The following is a 24,344-nucleotide window of genomic DNA, read 5'->3' as shown; positions in this document are numbered from 1 at the left end:
GATTTAAGGTAATATCTGAAAAATACAGAAACAGAAGAAAAAGATTTAAACTAAGGTTTAATTTAATAGCGGGGATATGCAATTATGAAAATAATTATTGATTTCGCAAGAGGTCTATTTTCTGAAAATTTTTACAAATGGTACGCATTTGATTGTTGTCGAGGCGAGAAGTATGACAGGGAAGACGTATAATTATTTGACATAATTCTGTATAATTTTTTCAAATTAAAGTAAAAAACAATAAAATCTGCATAATTATAGAAATCGATTCTCTCCAAATAGTATTTTTCACACGAATTTTTTGGAGAATTTGTGATAATAGCGATTGATGGACCAGCCGGAAGCGGTAAAAGCAGCACGGCGAAAGCGGTTGCGCAGAAGTTAGGTTTTCAACATCTTGATACCGGTGCGATGTATCGTGTGATTACGCTTAAAGCGTTAAGAGAAAATATTGATTTTCGCGATGATGCCAAAATGGAAAAATTGGTACGAAACACCAAAATTGAATTTGACGGAGTCGTGCCGAATGTAAAAGTCGTCATGGACGGTGAAGATGTCTCACAGGAAATAAGAAGCGATGCTGTTACCAAAAACGTTTCCGATTATTGTGCGGTAAAAATAGTACGCGAATTACTTGTGGAACTTCAACGCAATATCGCAAACGGCAAAAATTCGGTAGCCGAAGGGCGTGATATGGGAAGCGTTGTTTTTCCAAATGCCGAACTCAAAATTTTTATGATTGCGGACGTTGAAAACAGAGCGAAAAGGCGGCAAAAGGACTATGAAAAATTATGTGTAAAAAAAACAGTTGAGGAGTTAATTTCAGAAATTGAAATCCGTGACAAAAAGGATTCTTCCCGCGAAAATTCTCCGCTTTGCAAAACTGAAGACGCGATTGAAATCGATACTTCAAATTTAAAATTTGAAGAGCAAACCGAAATGATTGTTAAATATGCGAAAGAAAGAAGTTTTTAATTATATGTTTAACCTTAACCAATTGGAGAAAGCCGAATGGCTGTGAAAAAGAGTATTTTAACCGGTGTTGACGCTTCCGGAAACAGTGTCAGTTTAGAAGATTTTCAGGAAGAAGGGTATCGTACACCCGCCGAAATTGAACAAAAATTAAGCAATTACAAGGAAAAAGGTGAGAAAATAGGTTCAATTGTCGATATTATCCCTGGAGAAATAGTTAAAGGGAAAATTTTACAAATAACCAACAAAGATGTTTATGTAGGTATAGGATATAAATCCGACGGGCTGGTTTCGGTAAATGAGTTTCGAAACTTGGACGAACTCAAAGCGGGTGACGATGTCGAAGTTTTTGTAGAAAAACTTGAAGACAGCAACGGTAATTTGTTACTGTCAAAATCGCGTGCGGATTTCTTGCGCGTTTGGGATAGAATTAACGAAGTGCATGACAATAAAGAAATAATCCAAGGTAAACTTATGAAAAGAGTTAAAGGTGGAATTGCAGTCGATTTATTTGGAGTTGACGCGTTTTTACCCGGTTCTCAAATAGATTTGCGTCAAATACCTGATTTGGATAATCTTTTGGGCAATACGTTTGACTTGCGTGTAATAAAAGTTAATAAAACACGCAGAAATATCGTTGTTTCCCGCCGTGCGATTCTTGAAGAAGAACGCGATAAACTTCGTGAAAATGTTATTTCGACGATTGAAAAAGGTCAAGTTCGAAAAGGCGTTGTGAAAAATATTACCGATTTCGGCGTATTCATTGATTTGGGCGGAGTTGACGGTCTTTTACACATTACTGATATGTCATGGGGCAGGATCGGAGATCCCAAAGATATTTTGTCTATTCATCAGGAAATTGACGTAATGGTTCTTGATTTCAACGAAGATAAAGATAGAATTTCACTTGGGCTTAAACAGTTGCAGGAACATCCTTGGAAAGATATTGAAAAGAAATATCCCGAGGGATCTAAAGTCAGCGGAAAAATCGTTTCAATCACCGAATATGGTGCGTTTATGGAACTTGAGAAAGGAATCGAGGGACTTATTCACATTTCCGAAATGTCTTGGACTCAACATATTAAGCACCCGTCTAAAATTGTTTCCATAGGCGATATTGTCAGCGCGGTGGTTCTTAAAATCGACAGAGATTCACAAAAAATTTCTTTGGGACTTAAACAACTTTTGGAGGATCCGTGGAAAAACGTTCGAGATGAATTTTTCGTAGGAAAAGTATTGACGGGAAAAATCCGTAACATTGCGGCTTTTGGCGCATTCGTTGAACTCAAAGACGGAATCGACGGACTTATACACGTTTCCGATATTTCTTGGACGAAGAAAGTTCTTAATCCAGGCGAAGTATTCAAAAAAGGACAGGAAGTTGAAGTCAAAGTTATCGACGTTGATGAAGAAAAGCATCGTATTTCTCTTGGAATAAAACAGTTGACGGAAGATCCTTGGAATGATTTGTCAAAAAAATACACCATCGGAACAAAAGTCGAGGGCAAAGTAGTTCGCATTCTCGACAGAGGTATAGTACTTGATTTTGACGATGGTATTGAAGGTTCGATTCCTACGAAAGAAATCGGAGAACAGGTTGAACATTCTGCGCTTATTTATTCGGTAGGCGATAAAATTCCTGCGGAAGTGATTGAATTTGACTTGGACGGACAAAAAATTGTTCTTTCAATAACGGAGTATTTCAAGGGAAACGCAGAAGGTTTTGAAAAATACAAAAGCGAGCATCCGATTAAAAAAGGCGTTACTATTGAAAAAATCCGCGCCGATGAAGAAGCGGCTAAAAACGCTTTGAAAGAAGCGGAAGACGAAGAATGATTTCTCTATTTTAATATGGAATATTTTTATGAGTGGGCGGCAGAGTAAAGAAAACTCGGATGTCCGCTCATAAATATCTCATAACCTGCAAGTTTTTATTTCGCTGACTATGATTCCTTTTGCGCCCGTATCGTGCAAATCGTCTAGAAGTTTATTTACCCCTTTGAATTTTACCATCGCTTTTACCGCAAACCATCCGTTTTCGTTTAACGGTGAAATCGTCGGCGATTCGATTCCCGGAGTAAGTTTTGTCGCTTTGTGAATATTTTCTTTTGATATGTCATATTCAACCATAACGAATTGTTTTGCGATAATTACGCTTTCAATGCGTTTAACAAAAATTTTTGCCGTTTGTTCGTTCAATTTATTTTTATTTTTTGCAATAATAATCGCTTCCGATTCCATAATCGGTTCACCTATCGTTTTCAGTCCGGCTTCCATGAGGGTTCTTCCGCTTTCTACGACATCAGCGATAGCATCCGCAACGCCTAATTCAACTGAAATTTCCACCGCTCCGTCAAGTTTTATTATTTCAAAATTAAAACCGCGTTTCTTCATATCCTGTTCGATAATAGTTGGATATGCCGTAGCGATTTGTTTCCCGTTAAGTTTGTCAACGGTTAGCGTACTATCATTAGGAACGGCGTAGAAAAACTTGGAGTTTCCAAAGTTCAGCGGGAGTATTTCCTCGTATTTCGCCTTACTGTCAACTGACAAATCGCGTCCGGTAATTCCTAAGTCAAGAATTCCGTTGCCGATATAAACAGCGATGTCGCGCGGACGTAAAAAATAAAAATCTATATCGTGTTCACTGTCGCGTACAACTAATTCTTTACCGTATATTTGACATTTATATCCCGCTTTTTTTATTATATCAACCGTCGTTTCCGACAATGCTCCTTTATTTGGGATCGCGATTTTCAACATAATTTCTCCTCTATAAATATCTATAAATATCGTCTATCGTAATACCTTTTGCAAGCATCATTACTTGAATATGGTAAATAAGCTGCGACATTTCTTCAGCAGTCTTTTCGTTTCCTTCATATTCGCTGGCTATCCATACTTCGCCCGCTTCTTCTATTATTTTTTTTCCGATAAAGTGAACGCCTTTTTCATATTCCTTAAATGTTGACGAATTCGGATCCTTGTTTTTAATTTTTGTTTCTAATTCGTTAAACAAACTTTCAAATGTTTTCATCAATTACGCTCTCCTCTTATATCAAGATAAAATAATATTTTCGCAAAAACAAAAAGGGGTAAAATTTACCCCTTTCAAATCCTTATCAATTTCAATTGTTTATGATTTTATTTTTTCTACGATCACTTTAAATATTTCAGGATCGTTTACCGCAAGATTTGCGAGTACCTTTCTGTCCAATTCTATGTTATTCTTTTTAAGACCGTTTACAAACGTTGAATAGTTAATCCCATGCTCGCGCACCGCTGCATTGATTCTCATGATCCACAGCGCTCTAAATTGTCTTTTTCTTTGTTTTCTGTCACGGTAAGCATACACGCCTGCACGCCACACGGCGTCCATTGCGCTTACGATTGCATTTTTTCTTTTACCGAAATACCCTTTAGCGGCATACAGAATTCTTTTTCTCCTTGCTCTTGAAGCAACTCGATTTTTTGCTCTCGGCATCGTTATTTCCTTTCTTTAATTAAGCAATCATTGCTTTGATTTTTTTTACTTGTGTAGGATGAACAAGCGCTGATCCGCGAAAATTTCTTTTGCGTTTCGGACTTTTCTTGGTCAAAATGTGATTCGCAAACGCCTTGTTGCGTCGAACTTTCCCTGTTCCCGTTATACTGAAGCGCTTTTTAGCAGCTTTCCGGGTTTTCATTTTTGGCATAGACTCTCCTTTTAAAATTGTTTTTTATATTATTCAACCTGATTATTTTCGTCTTCATTCGGAATTTCAAGTTTATTCAGATGCGGAAATTCGTCCGGATGCTCTTTTTCGTATTGCTTAATTTTCTTCATATCCGGAATATAATTGGAAATCATGCATCTTCCTTCAATAAAGAATTGTTTTTCAGCGTTACTTAACAATCTCAATTCCTCATCGACTTTTTCCAACACTTTCAATCCCAAATCTTTATACATATTTTCACGTCCTCTAAACACGACGGTAATTTTCACTCGATGCCCTTTAATCAAAAACGATTTTGCATGTTTCATCTTAAAATCGTAATCGTGTTTGTCGGTTTGCGAATGAAGTTTTATCTCTTTAACATTGCCTTTCGCTTGTTTTTTCTTATTTTCTTTTTGCTTTTTCGACTGCTCGTATTTGTACTTTCCGTAATTCATAATTTTACACACCGGCAAAGATGCGTTTTCCGATATCAAAACCAAATCTAACCCTCTGTCTTGAGCGGCAGATAACGCCTCTTTTGAAGACATAGGTCCCATTTGTTCGTTTCCAGGACCGATAACCCTGACCTGTTGATAACGAATCATCTCGTTAATACGAGTACTATCCTCTTCTTTTTGAGGTCTCTGAAATCTGTTGTTTCCCGCTATTTTGTCCTCCCGCGTTTATTTATCATACCCGCTTTTTTCGGATATTTGTTTTTGTAATTTCGCAATAAATTCATCAATTTTCATTTGACCGGCATCGCCTTTTCCGTGCAGGCGAACCGAAATCGAATTGTCGTTTTGTTCTCTTTCGCCTATAATTAACATATATGGGATTTTATGCGTTTCCGCATCGCGAATTTTAAACCCTATTTTTTCGTTTCGAGCGTCAATTTCTACACGAATATCCGCTGATTTCAGTTTGTTGAACACATTCTCGGCAAACGGCATAAAGGTATCGGACACAGCCATAACTTTCACTTGAACCGGAGCAAGCCAAAGCGGCAAAAATCCGGCGTAATGTTCCAGCAAAATCCCGATAAACCTTTCCATAGAACCAAGCAACGCTCTATGAATCATCACGGGACATTTTTTCTGACCGTCACTGTCCGTGTATTCCAACTCAAATCTCATCGGCATACTAAAATCTAATTGAATAGTTCCGCATTGCCAGCTTCTTTTGAGGCAGTCGCGAATGTGAAAGTCGATTTTCGGTCCATAAAACGCTCCGTCGCCAGGATTCAATTTATAGTTTATTTTACGATTTTCAAGTACGTTTTGCAATGATTTTTCGGCAATTTCCCAAACGGAATCTTCGCCGATGTAATTTTGCGGTTTTGTGGATAATTCAACAAAAAAATCATTAAAACCCATAGTCTTGTAAACATCGAAAATGAACTCTATAACATTGTTTATTTCTTCTTCAATTTGCAACGGCGTACAAAAAATATGCGCGTCATCCTGCGTAAATTGGCGTACTCTGAAAAGCCCGTGCAGTACCGACGATTTTTCATGCCTATGCACAAGTCCAAATTCAAAATTTCGAATCGGTAAATCGCGGTAAGAACGAATTGAATTTTTATAAATCAACAGCCCGCCCGGACAATTCATCGGCTTAATCGCATGCGGACGTTCATCAATTTCCACAAAATACATATTGTCTTTGTATTTGTCCCAATGCCCGCTTTTGTGCCACAATTCCTCACTTAAAACGGCTGGAGTTTTCACCTCCCCGTAACCGTGTTTCAAATGTTCTTTTCGGCTGTATTCTGCGACCGTATCATAAATTACCATTCCTTTTGTGTGCCAAAACGGAAATCCGATTCCTTCGTCGTGAAAACTAAACAAATCCAATTCTTTGCCTAATTTTCTATGGTCGCGTTTTTTCGCTTCTTCTATAAGCGTAATATAATCGTCCAAATCTTTCTTTTTGGGAAACGAAATACCGTAAATTCGCTGCATCATAACCGGATTGTCTTTGTGCCGCTCGGGACGCCAATGCGCCGAACTTGTAGAAAACAGTTTTACCGCTTTAATATATCCGGTATTTGGCAAATGCGGACCGCGGCACATATCTTTCCAATCGCCCTGTTCATAAAACGACGGGTCGCCCTGAATATTTTCTTCAAGCAATTCTATTTTATATTTTTCGCCTTTTTGTTCAAAATATTCTTTTGCTTCTTTACGGGAAATAATCGAACGTTCAAAAGACTTTTTTTGCGTTGAAATTTCCATCATTTTTTTTTCAATCGCTTCCAAATCTTGTGGAGTAAAAGGATTTACATCGCCGAAATCGTAATAAAAACCGTTTTCAATGGCGGGACCTACCGCAATCTTTGCATTCGGATACAATTCCTGAACCGCCTGAGCAAGCAGATGCGATGAAGAATGCCAAAAAATTTCCTTGCCTGCGTCATCGTCAAAAGTCAATATCGAAATTCTGTCGCCGTCGAATAACTTGTGGTTTAAATCGACCGTTTTTTCATTGACCACCCCCGCAAGAGCGTTTTTTGATAAGCTCAAACTTATATTTGTCGCACAATCGGCAACGCTCGAACCGTCCGCGATTTCAATACGGCTGCCGTCCGAAAGGAATACCACCATAATCATTAACCTCAAAACATTTCGCTTCTAAAATAAAGCGCTTTATCGCCCGATTCCTGCGGTGCGAAAATAACCTTGGAATCTGTAAGTTTGTTTCGTGGTGGGCAGCAGCAGATTTGAACTGCTGACCCCTTGCATGTCAAGCAAGTACTCTAACCAACTGAGCTAGCCGCCCAACAAAACGCAGGTAATATAATTTTCGCCGTTAAAGAAAGCAATATTTTTCATTAAAAACAAATAAATTAAGAAAATTAAAAATTTTTCTAAAGTTTTCAAAATTTATGTCGATATAAATAATGGGGAAGTTAGATGCACGGCGGTTTCTTGGGGAAGAAAAGCCGTAGCATGGCTTTTAGGAGTATAAAAACAATAACACAGGGAGGTTTCTATGATTTTAAGCGTATCAACGTCAGGTTTGTCTCAACTTTACAGACAGCAGACAACCGATTACACAAAAACTTTGGAACAAATTGCAAGCGGTAAAAGATTCACAAAACCCAGCGACGATTTTGCGAGTTTCATGAAAATGCGTGCGGCGGAATCATCTGTAGTGACTTATCAAAGAGTTAACGATGAGTTGATTTCTGCGAAAGAAAAAAGCACTATTGCCACAAGTATTGGAAATGAAGCGTACAAGGCTCTTTCGGATTTTAAGAAAATGGTAGAAAATGGTGCTGACAGTGATGCTCTTGACGCTCAATTAGAGCAAATTCAAAAAATTTTTACGAACAATAAGCAGGTAGGCAACGATATTATTGAGAAAGCGTCTGTAACTTTGGGGGATGGGACTTCTACGCTGGAGTTTGATGTTTCTGGAATTATTACCCAACTTTCTGCTTTGGACAATACAAGTTCTGCGACAGATGTTGAAGATGCGCTTGGTGAAGTTGCTAAATACACTGCTACAGCAGAAGCATTTACAGTTGCTGCCGACCGTCAACTAACAATCAATGAGAATATTATCGCGGCAAAAGAAAGTACTGCGGCTAATATCGGTGCGATTGATGAAGTGCAGTCGATAAGTAAAGCGACCGCTCTTGCGGTTCGTCAACAGGCGACTATCGCTATGGCGGCGCAGGCAAATATTTCGCAGTCAAATTTGGCGAGATTGTTTTCTTAATTAATTTAATGTTTCAAAGATTTATCGGGGGCTGTTGGGGAACGACTCCGATAAATCAACCGAAATATCCGCATTGAAAAAATGCGGATAAGGTTAATTCTGCGTCAAAACCTTTGGGGAAAGGCGACACAGAAGCGCACAAGGGAGGTTTTATGATTAACACAATAGCGGGCGGAAATAATTTCGCCAACATATCGGCTTTTGTCGCATCAAACGGGAGAGTTCTACAACAATCTCTTATGAGTATCGCCGCAGGACAAAAAGTTATGAATCCGTCTAACGGCGTAGCGGATTATTTTGTCGGAAACTCATATAATTATCAAGCAAAATGGTATGAAACGGCGAAAAACGGGCTTTATCAGGCGAAAATTATACTTGATCTCGCATCGGAAAGTATGAGTTTGATTTTTGACGACCTTAACGATATTATGCATTTAACGAAAGAGTACTTTAAGCCGACAACAGACTCAATTAACAAAAAAATCATAGAAAATAAAATAACCGAAATTAAAGATTTGATTTCTCAAACTATTGATAATACGGTTTTTAACGGCAAAAAACTTTTGAATGACAGTTCTTCGCAGCCGCTTATTGAAGTAAACATAAATCCGAACAATGTTAACGACAAGTTTGTTGTTTCTTTCGATGCTGGTTTAGAAGTAAACGTCGGCGGAATTGATTTGACGTTAGGAGAAAGTGCAGCAATAGCGGAAATTCAGACGCAAATTGACTGCGCGGCAAAATATATGGGCGCATTAAACGCTTTCATATACGGAATAAATTCGCAGATAAATTTGAACGAAATTTCAGGAAATACTTTATCCGAAGCGGCGAAGAATGTATTGGGATTGGATGATTTAGACGGAATAATTACAACGACGAAAAGGCAAATTCAACAGCAAGCGGCGATTTCCATGCTTGCTCAAGGTAACATGATGCGTTCTAGTGTTCTTAATTTGATTAAATTTTAATTTATAACAAAAAACATATCCGCGAAATATTATTTTTGAAAGAAATTTTGCGGAGGATTTTTCTTTTATGAAAAGAATATTTTTTACATTGTTGTTTTTTAGTTTATTTATCGTTTCCTGCGACCCAAAAATAAATGAAAGAGCTGAGAGATACAGCGTTCAAACCTGTCCTGTCTGCGATATAAGCGGAAAGTGCAGAACTTGTAACGGAAGCGGGAAGTGCAGTTTCTGCGGTGCAACGGGGAAAAGAATTTCCAGCACAAAAAACTATACCGGCGAAGGTATAAATCTTGTTGATTATGAAGAAGATTGTCCGTTTTGCAAAACGTCTGGAATTTGCAGTCATTGTAAAGGTGAAAAAATTTGTTCGTTTTGTGATGGAACTCATAAAGTTAGCAGTAATTGGTCGTTTTTTTTGTAAGATAATAAGTAATTAAGGAGATTTAAATGCCTGTAAAAAAACCATTGGTTTTGATTATACGCGATGGATGGGGAATTGGAGATCATACGGAAAGCGATATGATATGGACTGCAAATACCGAACATGCGAAATATTTTGAAAAAACAAGTCCTACGACTATTTTGGAAACTTGCGGAGAAGCTGTCGGACTTCCGCGCGGAACAATGGGAAATTCCGAAGTAGGTCATTTGAATATAGGCGCCGGAAGGGTTGTTTATCAGTCGCTTACAAGAATTGACAAATCGATCCGCGACGGTGATTTTTTTGAAAACGAAGTGTTTCTAAAAGCCGTAAAAATCGCAAAAGAAAGAAATGCTAAAATCCATATGATGGGACTGATTCAAGAAGAAGGCGTTCATGCCGCGACACGTCATTGCCATGCGCTTTTGGAATTTTGTAAAAGACAAAATTTTCATAATGTGCTTGTTCACGCTTTCACCGACGGGCGCGATACGCCGCCGAGATCAGCCGCAGAGCATTTGGCGTTTTTGGACGAAGGCTTCAAAAAAACCGGCGTAGGAAAACTTGGCGTCATAGTTGGAAGATATTACGCAATGGATAGAGACAATAGATGGGATCGTGTGAAATTAGCGTATGATGCGATAATAAGAGGTTTGGGAACGCCGGCAAACGATTGGAAAGAAGCTGTTGACGATTCTTACGCCAAAGGTGAATTTGACGAATTTATTAAGCCGTACTTAATTGACGGATACAAAGGCGTCGATAAAGACGATGTTATCGTGTTTTTTAATTTTAGAACCGATAGAACTCGCGAACTTACAAAAGCGATAGTGGAAAAAGATTTTTCAGAATTTGCAACTGTTCCTAATAACATTTTCTTTGTGGGAATGACGCATTTCTACGACAACGGAAATTTTGAGGAAGCGTATCCGGAAATTAAAAATGAAAATATTTTCGGCAAAGTGCTTTCTGATGCAGGACTTAAACAATTGCGTTGTGCGGAGACCGAAAAATTCGCTCACGTAACATTCTTTTTTAACGACCAAAACAACGATAAATTCCCAAATGAAACACATATCTTAGTGGATAGCCCGAAAATTGCAACCTACGATTTACAGCCGGAAATGAGCGCGTATTTGGTTCGTGATAAATTAATCGCCGCTATTGAAAACGAAGAATTTGATGTAATTATATGCAATTTCGCAAACGGTGATATGGTCGGGCACACCGGAGTCCCTGAGGCGATTCGTAAGGCTGTAGAAACCGTGGACGCATGCGTTTATGATGTGGTAAAAGCCGTCCAAAAGAAAAACGGAATTGCGATTTTAACGGCAGACCACGGAAACGCCGATCAAATTTACCTTCCCGACGGTTCTCCAATGACGGCGCATTCCATGAATCCCGTTTCTTTGACGATTGTCGGCGGTGGAAATTTAAGTTTACGTAACAGCGGGAGTTTGTGTGATATTGCGCCGACCTGTTTGGAACTTTTGGGTATAAAACAACCCAAAGAAATGACGGGGAAATCTCTAATTTCACATTAACATGGATATATTATTTTAGTTTTATTTTTTAACAAAATCATTTCTTATGAGGAGTTTTTATGGACAGCATTACGCTCAAATCGCCGATATCCCGCAAAATCTTGGTCATAAACTGCGGGTCGTCATCGCTCAAATTTACGCTTTTTGATACCGACAAAGACGGATATTGTGCAAACGGGCAAGTCGATAGAATCGGAACAGGGAAACCTATGGGGCTTTCGTATGAAGGCGGCGATTCAAGATTCGACAAAGACATAGAAGCCGGAGATCATAAAATTGCATTTGAAGCGATGCTGAAAGAATTGACAAGTAAAAAATACGGCGTAATAGAAAGCCCCGATGAAATTTCGGCAGTCGGACACCGGGTCGTTCACGGCGGCGACGCTTTTTATGAAACTACGATTTTGACAGACGAAGTTATAGCAAAAATTGAAGAAATATCGGGACTCGCTCCGCTTCATAATCCGGTAAATATTGTAGGAATTCGTGAAGCGATTAAAGTTTTTCCTAAAGCGAAACATGCGGCTGTTTTTGACACAGCGTTTCACCATACAATGCCAAATTTTGCATTTTTATATGGGCTTCCGTATGAATATTACAGCGAGAAGAAAATTCGCCGATACGGTTTTCATGGAACATCGCACCGTTTTGTCTCAACTAAGGCGGCAGAGTTTATAGGCAAAAAAAAAGAAGATTTGAAAATTATAAGTTGCCATTTGGGAAACGGCGGTTCGGTAACGGCGATTAACGCCGGAAAATCCGTAGATACCTCAATGGGACTCACGCCTGCCGAAGGCGTTATAATGGGAACAAGGTCAGGAAGCATTGATCCTGCTATTTTACTTTATTTAATGGATAATTATAAAATGACCAGTGCGGATTTGAATAAATTACTCAATAAACAATCCGGACTTTTGGGAATTTCCGGAATTTCGAACGATATGCGTGATATTGCAAAAGCGGCGGATGATGGAAATGAAAGGGCTATTGCAGCGCTAAAAACATTCGGTTACAGCGTAAAAAAATATGTCGGCTCATATTTGGCGGTTTTAGGCGGTGCGGATATTATTATTTTTACCGGCGGGATCGGATTATGGAACGATGCGGTTCGTAAAGAAGCGGTTGGCGGGCTTGAAAAATTAGGAATTAAATTGGATCCGGAAAAAAACAAAAAGGCGAACGGGACGAAAACAGTTTCGGAAATTTCGGATAACGATTCCAAAACAAAAATTCTGGTAATTCCGACAAACGAAGAACTGATGATAGCCAGTGAGATGCTTGAGAAATTGTAATTTACCGGTTACACCGTTATACAAAAAAGGGCTGCTTGTTTTAGCAGTCCTTTTTTGTTATTTTTCAATTAATTTTAAGCGACGACGTCCGAACCTATTAATGCGAGATAATCGCCGATTTTCCCGTCTGCAAAGAATGTATCAATAATTTTCTTTCCAAGCGGAAGCAAATTGGAATCGTTTCTATAAATTTCAAGCTCTTTCTTGAAAAATTCCGTAAGTTGTTTCGCACCTTCATCGTATGCTTGTTCGCCTATTTCCTCTTGATATTCTACGCGGAGTAAAGAACGTTGGAACACATTTCCTTCAAATTCTATCTCTTTGAAAGAATATCCCAAAAGTTGACACCTTGCTTCAACAACTTCATCTCTTTTAACCGGCATATTTCTGCGAGCCAAATATTCGCGTGCAATCCACTCTCCGGCGAAACCTACCTTCCAAATGCCTATATGCTGGTTCGGGATCAAAACAAATACGGTTTTTGGGGTATTGACTATCTGTTCAAGCAATAAATTCGCTTGACGGACTCTTTTTCCGGTAACAAACGGCCAATACGACCCTACGCCTTCGGCGCTCATCCCTTGCGCTTTTTCAACGATACTTGGATTTGCAAATCCTCTGGGAGCGACCAAACGCCATAACCAAGCAATCGCCGGCGGAAGAATATGGACGAGTCCTACAATTCCGTAAGACGGGTTTTCTTTCATACAGCATGGAGCGCGAAGTCCAAAACTTCTAATATCAACCGCAACGGGTTCTTGGACTACATGTTCAACTAATCGACGCGGAAAAATATATCGAGGATTCGGACATCTTTTACCGGGCGAATCCTCAATGTGATCCCAAACGAGAGCCGTTCCGCCGGGAACCGTATCCATATTCAAGAATAAAAGAGGTTCTTTTGGAGCGACGGTTTTCGATTCAATATCCGGATCTACTCCATAATGCGTAATATGATCGGTTCTTATAAACCACGCACTTTCGGCGTCGGTCAGCCATAGTTTCCCATCGCCTTTCTGATGTTTGGGATGACATAACGCCATATCGTCCGTATTCGGTTCAAGTGAACAAACTTTATTGAAAACCACTTTTTTCTTTTCATTTGTTTTTTGGTTTATGCCGAACAAAATAGTTCCGTCGTTTTCACGGTGAATATGTTCGAGCATTTCGGATTTTCCACCGCCGCTGGCTCCTTCGTGCATAACAACGACCTGTTTTCCGTAAGGCGTCGTTACGCGAACGGACGAAGCGTGCGCCGTAAGCCATCCTTCTGAATCTCCGAAGTGTAAAAGAACCGAATAAATACCTTTTTTAGCCGAAGGTCCCGGGTATAAATTATAAGAAAATATTTCATGATATGTCTTTGTTCTATTATGAACTACTATCTGTTTACCGTCGAAATGGGTATGCCTAAACGGGGGCGCAACGAATAAAGCCGCACGAATTTCAAACGGTTTGGTTATCTTATAAATATCAATAATCCCTTGCAGTTGCGCCAAGCCGAACGCAAAAAATCCGGCGTTTGCAGGACAAATCGCGATTGTCGGATAACCTACTTCCTCAGAAACTCCGGAATAAAAGAAAAATATCGTCAATTCCTGTTTCTTTAGCCATTCAAACGTCTCTTTGCGAGTGTCTGAGAATTTTTTACCGACGAATCTGTCGGAATATTTATCTTTATCCGTCGGTAAATCGTCGCCTATGACCATGGCGTCCGGATCTCTTCTTCTAATATATGGGTCAAGATAATTCGCTGAAATTCCGTTTTTAACTCTGCAAATTTTTGCTTCGACAATACTCCCTTTGCCCGGTACGTCGTAGGCGACATAATGATATCCGTCGGATTGTGCGTCAGCCACAGAAGCGTTTAGCAATTCTTCGTCTGAAGTTATAATCGTGAGTTTTTTACAATTATCAAGCAAATCTTTCAATTCGTCCGATAATTTTACATTCGCAGGAATAGCTACTCCAGCCATTTAATACCTCCATTTTTATTAAATCATTGATAGCAAATCTAAAGTTACCCTAATGTAAAGTATTTTATGCCGAAAACTAAATGAGAATTTTTTTTGGTTTTTATATAGTATTGCCAAAATAAATTCATTGATGATATTTAGCGCTTTCTTAGTTTATCTTGAACCATTAACTTGAACCATTAATTTAGAAATTTAGCGAGAGTTGTAAGGTCTGCGGTAAACTTTCTTATTCCTTCCGCAAGTTTTTCTGTCGCCATTGCGTCTTCGTTATGAAGCCAGCGAAAAGTTTTTTCGTCAATTGATATTTTTTCTATCGATGAATTTTTTGCCGCGCTTTCCGAAAGTTTTGGCTGTAAATTTCCCTGTGTAGTCGAAAGTTCTTCAATAAAATTCGGCGCGATCGTAAGCAAATCACATCCGGCTAACTCCGTTATTTCACCGATATTTCTAAAACTTGCACCCATAATTTCGGTTTTATAGTCGAATTTTTTATAATAATTGTAAATTTTGCCGACAGAAAGTACTCCCGGATCCATTGCGGCAGGATAAGAATCGACATTTTCCGCTTTTTTGTACCAATCTAAAATTCTGCCTACAAACGGCGATATGAGTTTTACTTTCGCCTCGGCGCATGCAACCGCTTGTGCGAAACTGAAAAGTAAGGTTAAATTGCAGTGAATATTTTCTTTTTCCAACCGCCGCGCCGCGTTTATTCCTTCCCAAGTCGCTGCAATTTTAATGAGAACTCGTTTTCGCGAAATTCCGTCTTTTTCAAACAAAGAAATTAATCGCTTAGCCGAAAAAATCGTATTTTCCGTATCAAAAGAAAGTGTCGGGTCGATTTCCACCGAACATCTTCCCGGTATAATAGCCAAAATTTCTTTTGCAAAATTTACCGACAGTTTTTCCAAAATCGGACGCATGGAGTCAAGTAAATTTTCGCAGTTATCTTTAGACGTTTCAAGTGCGTTTGAAATGAGATTTCGGTATTGCACAAGCTTTGCCGCCTGTAAAAGAAGAGACGGATTTGTGGTCGCGTCCTGCGGTTTATGTTTTTTTATCGTGTCTATATCGCCTGTGTCTTCAACTATAGTCGTATTTTTTTTTAATTGTTCAAGTAAGGTCATAATTTTCCTCAAATGTTATTTTCTGCGGATTTACGGAACGATTCGATGCAAACATTATACCATTTTTCTTTTTTTTCTCTAAAAATAGGAATGGTCGAAAGCGTGTTATCCGAAGATTCGGACGAGTCCAGACTGTTTGTCGAATGAATATTTTTACTGTAAACATCCGCCGCCTTTAATATACTCAACTCAACGGCGAGAAACTCCGGTATTTCTTCCGAATGGTGGTATGCAATGAGTTCTATGACTAATTCCGGAAGTCCCCATAGACCAAGCAGATACGCACCGACTTCTGCGTGCATAATTCCCAGAAGTTCTTGTTCGACTTCATACAGGGGACGATTTTCTTGAGCCGCTATTTCCATAATATTACGATAAAGTTTCGGCGAATGCGAAGCGAAAATAAGCCGTCCTATATCGTGTAGAATTCCGGCTATATGAAGCGAATCAATAACATTTGACGGAAGATTCTCATATATGGCTATGTCTTTAGCGAAGCTTCCTACGATCAAACAATGATCTACGATTACTTCAAGATTAAGAAGTTTCGTTTCGGCGTTTGAAAATGCAGAAAACAAATGCGCCGTCAAAACCAATCCCTGAACAATATCAAGTCCTAAAAGCGAAACCGCCAATTCAGGCGATGTTACCCTTTTATCTAATCCGAAATAAGCGGAATTTACCATCTTTAGTATAGCCGCACTCATTCCTATGTCTTTGGCAATAATAAATCCGGCTTTTTTTACCGACGGCGACGGACTTTCCAATTCGGCGACCAAATCGCCATATACTTTCGGCAGTGACGGAATTTTTTCCAATCCGTCAATAAAACGCATTCCTTGAGGATGCATAATAGTTTTGTATAAGCGATGAATCCTGATTATCAATGTTTCAAGTTTTTCGCCTGAAACGGGTCTAACAACTATTCTATGCGCAAATTTCACAAAATGTTTGGGATAATCGGCGCTCAAAGCCGGAACTAAAACTACGCGTATAATATTTGGATACATTTGCGCTACTGTTTCCAAAAGCGGAATACCGTTAAGTACCGGCATTTTAACGTCTGCGACTATTATATCAAAATCAGCGTTTGATAATTTATCAAATACGTCTTTTATACTGTCTGCGAACTGACAGTTCCATTGTTCTTCCTTGCCGATAAAGAGCGCTTTATAAACTTCCAAATTCTGCGGAGAATTATCAACTAATAACAATCTTACCATAATGTGTTTCCTTACAGTAAATAAAACTTGCAAAAACACCAAATTTTTGGAGAATATATTTTTTGTACATAGCAAGCCGCGGTATTTGAACAAAAATATTTCATTTTTACTCTATTGCTTAAAAATTTCTGTTTTTTAGACAGGTAATATTGTATTTTAAGTATCATTTTATTTAACGAAAGGACTTAATTATGTTGAATATCGTATTATTTGGACCTCCCGGCGCCGGTAAAGGCACGCAAGCGAAATTTATCACCGAAAAGTACAAATTAGGGCATATATCAACCGGCGATATTCTGCGCGGCGAAATTAAACAGGCGAGCGGATTGGGTTTGCAGGCAAAAACCATTATGGAAGCGGGCGGATTGGTCGGCGACGACATTATCGTGCAAATTTTGGAAAAATATATTTCCGAAAATTCCGCAAAATTCAGCGGATTTTTGTTTGACGGTTTTCCGCGTAACCTTGTTCAGTGTTACATTTTGGAAGGGATGCTTAGCAAACTTAAAACTTCGCTTTCGATGCTTATTTCTTTGGATGTTCCGCAGGAAGAATCGGTAAGACGTCTTTTGGAAAGAGCTAAAATTGAAGGACGGGCGGACGACACCCGGGAAGTTATTCAAAACCGCTTGAAAGAATACGAAAATAAAACGCTTCCCGTAATTAAATTTTACAGTGAAATGAATAAAGCGGTTTCAATTAAAGGGACGGGAAGCATTGAAGAAATAACAAAGTTGATTACCGCTGAAATAGATAGATTTTAACTCCAAAAAAGGAGGTTGATTGTGAACAAAGTGTTTTGGATTTTTGCGTTGGTTTTGTTTATTATCGGTTGCGGCTCAGACGATAATAAGACAATAGGGGGGGGCGAGGAACTTTCTATTCAAGTCGCTTTGAGTTCGCGCAATATTATGATTAACGAATACGTTATAATTCAAAATCTTTCGGCAAGCGGCGGTTCCGGAGATTATAATTATTACATGAAAAAAAATAACGGCTTCCAGAAGAAAGTAGGTAAAAACGACACGTTGAAATTTGACGCAGCCGGAACTTGCCAATTAAATTTTTGGGTCGTCGATAAAGATAAGAATAAATCAAGCGATTGGATTGAAACGATAACGATTACTACCGGAATAAAGGGAGATTATGTTTTGCATAAAAATATAACGGCAAGTACGTTTTGGGCGGGTGAAGGCGCCAGTCAGGCAAATGGAAATATTTCCAATGTTCCCAGCGCTTGGGATGAAAAATGGGGAGAAAAATACACAGTAAACGGGCAAGCAAAAGAAGACAGCCCGGAAATGAATTTTCAAAGAGATGAAGATTTCTTTCCCGTAGGCTATGACGGAGAAGAGAATCTTTACTATTTTGCACTTCCGTATAACGATATGGATAATTTGGTTTTTGAGTATGAAGATGCAACAAGCCCGCTACTCAACGCCGTTAGAAATTTTGATAATAACTATTATGAAAAAAGTAAAATGATTTATACTTATGCGTACGACGAACGCAGTGACAGAAAAAAAAATGTTGAAAACATTCCCTGGTATAATATAAAAAAATGGGGAAATAATGAAAGTATTGTAAAAGGACGTTGGGTTAAAGTAAAGTGTGTTGACAGAGGGAACGGAGAGTGGGTTTATGCACAGTGGCTTGACGCCGGTCCTTTCCATTACGACGATTTTGACTATGTTTTTGGGAACGATACGCCAAGAAACGCAAAAGACGGAATTATGGTTCGTATGGGCGCAGGAATTGATTTATCTCCCGCGGTGTTTTTGAAAATGGGCATTAAGCCTGAGGATTTAAGTCCGGCTGGAACGAAATGTACGGTCGATTGGCAGTTTGTAAATGAAGAAGATGTTCCGACTGGTTCGTGGAAAAGAGTTATTTCAAACAACAAAATTGGTTGATAGCGTGACGGAGAATAAATGAGCAAAAAAGATTTTAACGAGCAAATGCAGGTCAGGTTTGACAAGATAGCCAAAATTAAAGAACATGGCGAGATTCCTTACGCCGAAAGGTTTGAGACGACGCATACGATTGCTCAGGCGGCGCTTCTTCCTGATAATACCGAAAATGTTTCGGTGGCGGGCAGACTTGTCGCTCTTAGATATTTCGGTAAACTTGCTTTCGGACATATATACGGATTTCACGGAAAAATTCAGTTCGCTTTGCAAAAAAACGTTTTGGGTGAAAATTTTGCGTTTTTTAAGGAAATAGCGGATGTCGGCGATTTTATCGGAATAACCGGAAAACTCATTACGACTCATACGGGGGAAAAAACGATTGACGTGCAAAATTGGAAATTCTTGTCGAAAACGTTGCGTAATCTACCCGAAAAATTTCACGGAATTTCAGACGACGAGATTCGTCTGCGTAAAAGGTATTTAGATTTAATATCCAACGAAGAAACACTTGCGCGTTTCAAAACGAGGACGAAAATAATTCGCACGATTCGCGACTTTTTAAACGATCACGATTTCCAGGAAATCGATACGCCCGTCCTGACAAATCACGCTTGCGGAGCGATGGCGCGGCCGTTTATAACGCACAACAACGCGCTTGACATTGACGTTTTTTTGCGAATCGCACCCGAAACGTATTTAAAAAGAGCGATTGCCGGAGGGTTTGAAAGAGTGTATGAGTTTGCCCGCAGTTTCCGCAACGAAGGTGTCGATGCGTCGCATTTGCCGGATTTTACGCTGCTTGAATATTACGCGGCATATTGGAATTATGAAGATAATATGAATTTCACGGAAAAACTGCTAAAACATTTGCTTTTTGAAATTAAAGGAACTTTGGGAATCGAATATGACGGCGAAAAGATAAATTTTGAAGGAGCTTGGGAAAGGATTTCGTTTCGCGATTTGATTTTCCGTGATTGCGGAATCAATATTTACGAATGTAGTACGAAAGAAGATGTTTTGGCAAAAATTAACGAAAAGAAAATTGTTTTAGATACTTCGGCGGACATCAAAAAGGCGGGGCGTGGAACACTCATAGACCTGCTTTACAAAAAGGTAAGCCGCCCCAAAATTATCAATCCGACGTTTATCATAAAACATCCGATTGATTTGTCGCCTCTTGCAAGGCGAAACGACGTTAATCCTTTGGAAACCGACAGGTTTCAGTTGGTAGTAAACGGGTGGGAAGTGATAAACGCGTACAGCGAATTAATCGATCCCATAGACCAGGAAGAGCGTTTTATTCAACAGGCGCAAGCGCGGGCTGACGGCGATTTGGACGCAATGGATGTCGATTATGATTTTTTGCAATGTATCGAATACGGGCTTCCGCCGATTTCAGGCTGGGGTATGGGAGTCGATAGAATTATCGCATTGCTTACAAATACGCAGAATTTGCGTGACGTGGTTTTATTTCCGCTTTTGAGACCGGAAAATTTTGAGTGAGATTTAGTTCAAATACTTATTCGGTAAATTCCCAAGAAGAGACGTTTCGCAAATATTTTTTTTGGCGCCCATCAAAAACGCCGCGGTAAGGCGTTCAAACTGCGGTGTAATATCGGTCGCAAAGAGAATGTCTTCACCGATTCTTTTTGCACTCAAGAGATTATTTTTTTCAAGTATTTTTTTTGCTTCTTCGGCGACAAGTTTTGCGCCGTTAATCACCGAGACGTTTTTACCGGCGCAACGCACGACCGAGTTATATAAAAGCGGATAGTGCGTACAACCCAAAACGAGCGAATCTATTCCCAAATCAAGAAGTTCCGACAAGTATTTTTTCAAAACCTCGTCGGTAATTCGGCTGTCAATCTCGCCTTCTTCCACCAAATGAACAAGTAACGGACACGCCTTTTCATACACGATAATTTCCTGATTTATTTTGCGGATTCCCTTGCCGTAAGCGCCTGCGCTTATCGTCGCACGGGTACCGATAACTCCGATTTTTTTTGACGTCGAATTTTGCACGGCCGCTCGACAACCCGGTTCTACGACTCCGATTACGGGAATTTCGCCGGCGCTTTCTTTAACGCAGTCAAGAGCCGCCGCGGAAACTGTGTTACACGCGGCGATTACCATTTTTACATTGTGCGTCAGGAGGAATTTCGTTAGTTCTACGCTGAATTTTCTTATTGTTTCTACTGAGCGGTCGCCGTAAGGACAGCGTAACGTATCGCCCAAATAGATAATTTGTTCGTCCGGTAAAATTTTTGACAATTCGCTCAAAACCGTAAGTCCGCCTACTCCGGAATCAAAAACTCCAATCGGCCTGCAATCACTCATTTGTCTCTCAAACCGCTTACGTATTTTTTGCAAAATTCTATAGCGGCGCCGCCTATGCTTTCCGCTACGTCTTTTTGAAATTTTTTATCTTTAAGTAATTTTTCTTCTTTGGTATTTGAAATAAACGCCGTTTCTACCAAAACCGCCGGCATTGACGCCCCGTTCAAAACATAGAAATTCGCTTGTCCGACACCGGTGTGGAGTTTTTGTATTTCTTTCATATTTTTACCGAAACTTTTTGCAAGCATTATTGAAAAATCCTGACTTTCCTTTATAAATTCGTTGTTTGCCAAAGACAGTAAAATCGATTCTAAACCGTTAGTTTGCGCCTTGCTTTCCAAATCTATGACCGAATTTTCAAGTTTTGCCGTCCATTCGTCAATTTCGTCTTTTGCTTCGCTTAAAAAGTACATCTTGTATCCGCCTACGCTAGGACTTTTTTCCGAAGCGTTAGCATGAATAGAAATAAACAAATCGGCGTTTTTTTTATTGGCAAATTCGGCTCTGTCGTGCAGTGCGATAAAAGAATCGGTTTCGCGGGTTAAAAAAACTTTGATATTTTTATATTTTGAAAGATATTTTTTTACTTCGAGCGAAATCGGCAAAACGATGTCTTTTTCGTTAGTTCCGCCGGGACCGGTTGCGCCGGGATCTTTTCCGCCGTGTCCCGGATCAATAACGATAATTCCGGAAATTTTATCGTCTTCAACAATGTTTTTTGCTTTACTAACGTCAATATTTTGGGTTTTGCCGACGCGAATTTCTTTCATCGAAGCGTTGTGATCAAAATACAAACCGCTTGCTGCGTTCATCAATTCGCAGAAGGACGCTATATCGCAATACGTATTTGAATTTGTGTATAATGTGGAATATTTTAGGTTTTTCGCCGTTGCGTTAAAATAACATTTATCGTCGTTTCTAAACATTTTCAGTTCGTTTTTATTGATTTTTACGCTTATCGTATCGCCGGTCGAGGTTCGAATAAAATTTAAGTTTTTCCATATTTGGTATGCGGGGACGAAATACCCTTTCTCGCCGTCTTTTATCACGTCAATCGGATAAGAATTTCCGGACAGTCCGATTAACTTCCATTGCTGCGTTTGAGCGCATACAAAAAATGCGAACAAAAAAATCAATAAAAGCCGTTTCATATCATCTCATTTTTTTCAACGCCGCAAGCCGTTTTTTTGATTCTTCTTCGGCGATTTTTTGACGTTTGTCGTACTTTTTCAGTCCTCTGCAAAGTCCTATTTGAATTTTTACCCATTGCTTTTTGAAATAAATTAAAAGCGGAATAAGCGTTAACGGCTGCCTGTCGGTTTGCCGAAACAAATAGGCTATTTCTTTTTTGTGCATAAGAAGCCGCCGCTGTCTTGTCGTTTCGTGATTAAAGCGGTTTCCTTGCTCGTACAAACTTATGTGCAGATTGTTGAGCCAAATCTGTCCTTTGCGAATTTCCGCAAAACTATCGGCGATATTTACTTTTCCCAGACGCATTGATTTTACTTCCGTTCCGGTAAGTTCAATCCCCGCCTCGTAAGAATCGATTATTTCGTAATCGTGCCTCGCCTTGCGGTTTTGGGCGATATTTTTTATATAAACACCGCTTTTTTCTTCTGTTTTTTTCTGCATATTAGGTTTTCCGTTCAATAATTAATTAACATAAAATAATATTCGCCGCAAAACAAAAGAGACAAAGCGTCAAGTGTTTGCCTCTTTATTCGCCGGTGTCGCCGCCGTCAAAATTGTCGCCGCCAATAAATTCGTCGCAAATATCGCAGGCTAATTTTATGTATTTGGAACATGTCTGTTTGTGCTGAGGAGGCAGTCTTTCGCCGTAAGTCGAATTTGTCAACCGCGCGCAGTTTATGCTTCCCGCCCGTTTTTCAAATTCGGCAAGAGCGTTTTGTATAATTTTGTAAAGTTCAAACTTATCGACAGTGTCAAAAAACTTCAATCCCAACACCATCACAATTGCATTTACCGCTCCGCAGACGTTTCTGCTAAGTCCTATTCCTCCGCCAAAGCCGGCGGCAAGTTTTTGCGAAGTTTTCAAATCCAAATCATACTCTTGGGCATATGCGCTCATTATCGCCTGACAGCAATTGGCGCCGGAAATAAAATTCTTTACAGCGTTTTCAGCGTGCACATCCCCTCTTTTCGACAATTATGCGTATTTTAAAATAATATATTTCTATTGATTTTGTATGAATATTTTTAATTTTTAACTCATCTTGAATCTTGTTTTATTATATGATTTCTAATGTTTTTTTCCAAGTAAAAGGGTATTTTTGTTGAAAATCTTTATTGTGCATATAAATTTTGTATATTTTCTTCAAATCATCCACGGTATCAATCTCTGGAATGTCATTCAATGTCGAAAATGTTAGATTTTGTTGATTCATATTTTTTTCCATTTGCCCAAATACTTTATCTGTACTCCATTCAATATCAGAAAAAATATTTAGTTCTTTTTTCAATCCAATCAAATAAAATCCGCCATCACTAGATTTCCCTAAAACTACATCTTTTTTCTCTAATAATTCAAATGAATGACAAATAATATCTACAGTTGGATATATAACATCAGAAACAGAGATAATAAGTTTATCATTCTCGGTTTCAAAATGATTTTTAATCACATGTTTTATTATTTTTCCTATATTGTTGAAATTATGGGATAATTTATGTATAGAATTAAAAATAGAATCATTAAAATATGAAATACATTGGTTATTAACACAAAGATGAAACTCTACTTCATTAATTATTAATTGATTGGCTAAGTTAAAAAGAAGTTCTTGATATATCATTGCAGCATCTTTTGCGGATATTATATCTTTATAGATCATCCTAGTTTTAACATTATGAGGTTCTGGGCTTTTAGCTAATATGATCAATATGTTTTTCATTTAATAACCTTTAAAAGGATTCTGTATTTATCTGAATTATAATGGCTTGATACAATTCTGTTCATTTTTTTACTTTGTTCTAAACAAAAATTCAGACGTTCATCTTTGTCTTTCATCACAAATTGCTTTTCAAATAAATTATAAAACAAGGTTCTATCTGTTACATATTTAAAAGAGTATTTTATATTATGATAATCTAAATATTTACATTGTGTTCACACTAACCCTTGACAAA

25 protein-coding genes and 1 tRNA gene are annotated in these 24,344 nt (G+C 38.8%); 11 read left to right on the top strand and 15 right to left on the bottom strand.

The window, feature by feature from the left end:
* The 3 genes from LBH98_05870 to rpsA form a co-directional block, all read left to right on the top strand.
* Positions 1-101, top strand: a 101-nt coding sequence (locus LBH98_05870) for an IS5/IS1182 family transposase (GenBank protein MDR0304278.1), incomplete at its 5' end; no start/stop codon positions are given.
* A 211-nt stretch (positions 102-312) separates the two neighbouring features.
* Positions 313-975: a (d)CMP kinase gene (gene cmk, locus LBH98_05865; GenBank protein ID MDR0304277.1), complete on the top strand. Its 663-nt coding sequence runs from the start codon at positions 313-315 to the stop codon at positions 973-975.
* 36 nt (positions 976-1,011) lie between these two features.
* Complete coding sequence (rpsA, locus tag LBH98_05860; GenBank protein ID MDR0304276.1) at positions 1,012-2,808, top strand: 30S ribosomal protein S1; 1,797 nt, start codon at positions 1,012-1,014, stop codon at positions 2,806-2,808.
* Positions 2,809-2,886: 78 nt separating this feature from the next.
* Here rpsA and hisG read toward each other — a convergent pair whose 3' ends face one another.
* From hisG to LBH98_05825, 7 genes are all read right to left on the bottom strand, one after another.
* Complete coding sequence (gene hisG / locus LBH98_05855; GenBank protein ID MDR0304275.1) at positions 2,887-3,735, bottom strand: ATP phosphoribosyltransferase; 849 nt, start codon at positions 3,733-3,735, stop codon at positions 2,887-2,889.
* Positions 3,736-3,745: 10 nt separating this feature from the next.
* A complete protein-coding gene (locus LBH98_05850; protein MDR0304274.1) occupies positions 3,746-4,009 on the bottom strand; it encodes a phosphoribosyl-ATP diphosphatase in 264 nt (87 codons plus the stop codon).
* 99 nt (positions 4,010-4,108) lie between these two features.
* Complete coding sequence (gene rplT, locus LBH98_05845; protein MDR0304273.1) at positions 4,109-4,456, bottom strand: 50S ribosomal protein L20; 348 nt, start codon at positions 4,454-4,456, stop codon at positions 4,109-4,111.
* Between the two features lie 19 nt (positions 4,457-4,475).
* Positions 4,476-4,667: a 50S ribosomal protein L35 gene (gene rpmI / locus LBH98_05840; protein MDR0304272.1), complete on the bottom strand. Its 192-nt coding sequence runs from the start codon at positions 4,665-4,667 to the stop codon at positions 4,476-4,478.
* A gap of 29 nt (positions 4,668-4,696) precedes the next feature.
* Positions 4,697-5,284 (bottom strand): translation initiation factor IF-3, encoded by a 588-nt coding sequence (gene infC, locus LBH98_05835; protein MDR0304271.1) that lies wholly within the window; start codon positions 5,282-5,284, stop codon positions 4,697-4,699.
* A 69-nt stretch (positions 5,285-5,353) separates the two neighbouring features.
* The gene (gene thrS / locus LBH98_05830; GenBank protein MDR0304270.1) at positions 5,354-7,276 is read right to left on the bottom strand and encodes a threonine--tRNA ligase; all 1,923 of its coding nucleotides are present in this window, start codon (positions 7,274-7,276) and stop codon (positions 5,354-5,356) included.
* Between the two features lie 98 nt (positions 7,277-7,374).
* Positions 7,375-7,451: transfer RNA gene (locus tag LBH98_05825), tRNA-Val, on the bottom strand.
* A gap of 213 nt (positions 7,452-7,664) precedes the next feature.
* Between LBH98_05825 and LBH98_05820 the strand changes: the two genes are divergently transcribed.
* From LBH98_05820 to LBH98_05800, 5 genes are all read left to right on the top strand, one after another.
* Positions 7,665-8,396 carry a hypothetical protein gene (locus tag LBH98_05820; protein MDR0304269.1) on the top strand — a complete coding sequence of 244 codons (732 nt, stop codon included), beginning with the start codon at positions 7,665-7,667 and terminating at the stop codon, positions 8,394-8,396.
* 152 nt (positions 8,397-8,548) lie between these two features.
* The gene (locus LBH98_05815) at positions 8,549-9,367 is read left to right on the top strand and encodes a hypothetical protein (protein ID MDR0304268.1); all 819 of its coding nucleotides are present in this window, start codon (positions 8,549-8,551) and stop codon (positions 9,365-9,367) included.
* A 67-nt stretch (positions 9,368-9,434) separates the two neighbouring features.
* On the top strand, positions 9,435-9,788 hold the full coding sequence (locus tag LBH98_05810) for a hypothetical protein (GenBank protein ID MDR0304267.1): 354 nt from the start codon (positions 9,435-9,437) through the stop codon (positions 9,786-9,788).
* Positions 9,789-9,814: 26 nt separating this feature from the next.
* Positions 9,815-11,332: a 2,3-bisphosphoglycerate-independent phosphoglycerate mutase gene (gene gpmI / locus LBH98_05805; protein ID MDR0304266.1), complete on the top strand. Its 1,518-nt coding sequence runs from the start codon at positions 9,815-9,817 to the stop codon at positions 11,330-11,332.
* A 59-nt stretch (positions 11,333-11,391) separates the two neighbouring features.
* A complete protein-coding gene (locus tag LBH98_05800) occupies positions 11,392-12,624 on the top strand; it encodes an acetate kinase (protein MDR0304265.1) in 1,233 nt (410 codons plus the stop codon).
* Between the two features lie 74 nt (positions 12,625-12,698).
* Here the strand turns inward: LBH98_05800 and LBH98_05795 are convergent, their stop codons facing one another.
* The 3 genes from LBH98_05795 to LBH98_05785 form a co-directional block, all read right to left on the bottom strand.
* On the bottom strand, positions 12,699-14,600 hold the full coding sequence (locus LBH98_05795) for a DUF4914 family protein (GenBank protein MDR0304264.1): 1,902 nt from the start codon (positions 14,598-14,600) through the stop codon (positions 12,699-12,701).
* A 179-nt stretch (positions 14,601-14,779) separates the two neighbouring features.
* The gene (tal, locus tag LBH98_05790) at positions 14,780-15,727 is read right to left on the bottom strand and encodes a transaldolase (GenBank protein ID MDR0304263.1); all 948 of its coding nucleotides are present in this window, start codon (positions 15,725-15,727) and stop codon (positions 14,780-14,782) included.
* 8 nt (positions 15,728-15,735) lie between these two features.
* Positions 15,736-16,950 (bottom strand): HDOD domain-containing protein, encoded by a 1,215-nt coding sequence (locus LBH98_05785; GenBank protein ID MDR0304262.1) that lies wholly within the window; start codon positions 16,948-16,950, stop codon positions 15,736-15,738.
* Positions 16,951-17,141: 191 nt separating this feature from the next.
* Between LBH98_05785 and LBH98_05780 the strand changes: the two genes are divergently transcribed.
* From LBH98_05780 to lysS, 3 genes are read left to right on the top strand one after another with little or no spacing between them, the layout of a single operon-like run.
* Positions 17,142-17,714, top strand: a complete 573-nt coding sequence (locus LBH98_05780) for an adenylate kinase (protein MDR0304261.1) — start codon at positions 17,142-17,144, stop codon at positions 17,712-17,714.
* 21 nt (positions 17,715-17,735) lie between these two features.
* Positions 17,736-18,863, top strand: a complete 1,128-nt coding sequence (locus LBH98_05775; protein MDR0304260.1) for a hypothetical protein — start codon at positions 17,736-17,738, stop codon at positions 18,861-18,863.
* An 18-nt stretch (positions 18,864-18,881) separates the two neighbouring features.
* A complete protein-coding gene (gene lysS, locus LBH98_05770) occupies positions 18,882-20,363 on the top strand; it encodes a lysine--tRNA ligase (GenBank protein MDR0304259.1) in 1,482 nt (493 codons plus the stop codon).
* A 3-nt stretch (positions 20,364-20,366) separates the two neighbouring features.
* On the opposite strand, the gene murI is transcribed toward lysS, so the two are convergent.
* The 5 genes from murI to LBH98_05745 form a co-directional block, all read right to left on the bottom strand.
* Positions 20,367-21,197 (bottom strand): glutamate racemase, encoded by an 831-nt coding sequence (gene murI / locus LBH98_05765; GenBank protein ID MDR0304258.1) that lies wholly within the window; start codon positions 21,195-21,197, stop codon positions 20,367-20,369.
* On the bottom strand, positions 21,194-22,348 hold the full coding sequence (locus LBH98_05760) for an N-acetylmuramoyl-L-alanine amidase (GenBank protein ID MDR0304257.1): 1,155 nt from the start codon (positions 22,346-22,348) through the stop codon (positions 21,194-21,196). The genes murI and LBH98_05760 overlap by 4 nt, the downstream gene beginning before the upstream one ends.
* A gap of 1 nt (position 22,349) precedes the next feature.
* Positions 22,350-22,829, bottom strand: a complete 480-nt coding sequence (gene smpB, locus LBH98_05755) for an SsrA-binding protein SmpB (protein ID MDR0304256.1) — start codon at positions 22,827-22,829, stop codon at positions 22,350-22,352.
* A gap of 85 nt (positions 22,830-22,914) precedes the next feature.
* Positions 22,915-23,346: a C-GCAxxG-C-C family protein gene (locus tag LBH98_05750; protein MDR0304255.1), complete on the bottom strand. Its 432-nt coding sequence runs from the start codon at positions 23,344-23,346 to the stop codon at positions 22,915-22,917.
* Positions 23,347-23,446: 100 nt separating this feature from the next.
* The gene (locus tag LBH98_05745) at positions 23,447-24,109 is read right to left on the bottom strand and encodes a DUF2064 domain-containing protein (protein MDR0304254.1); all 663 of its coding nucleotides are present in this window, start codon (positions 24,107-24,109) and stop codon (positions 23,447-23,449) included.
* Positions 24,110-24,344: the final 235 nt, after the last annotated feature.

This window comes from Chitinispirillales bacterium, assembly GCA_031254455.1.
In the GTDB taxonomy this organism is placed as follows: domain Bacteria; phylum Fibrobacterota; class Chitinivibrionia; order Chitinivibrionales; family Chitinivibrionaceae; genus WRFX01.
Note: the sequence above shows the minus strand (reverse complement) of the source record. Positions and strands in the feature narration are given on the sequence as shown.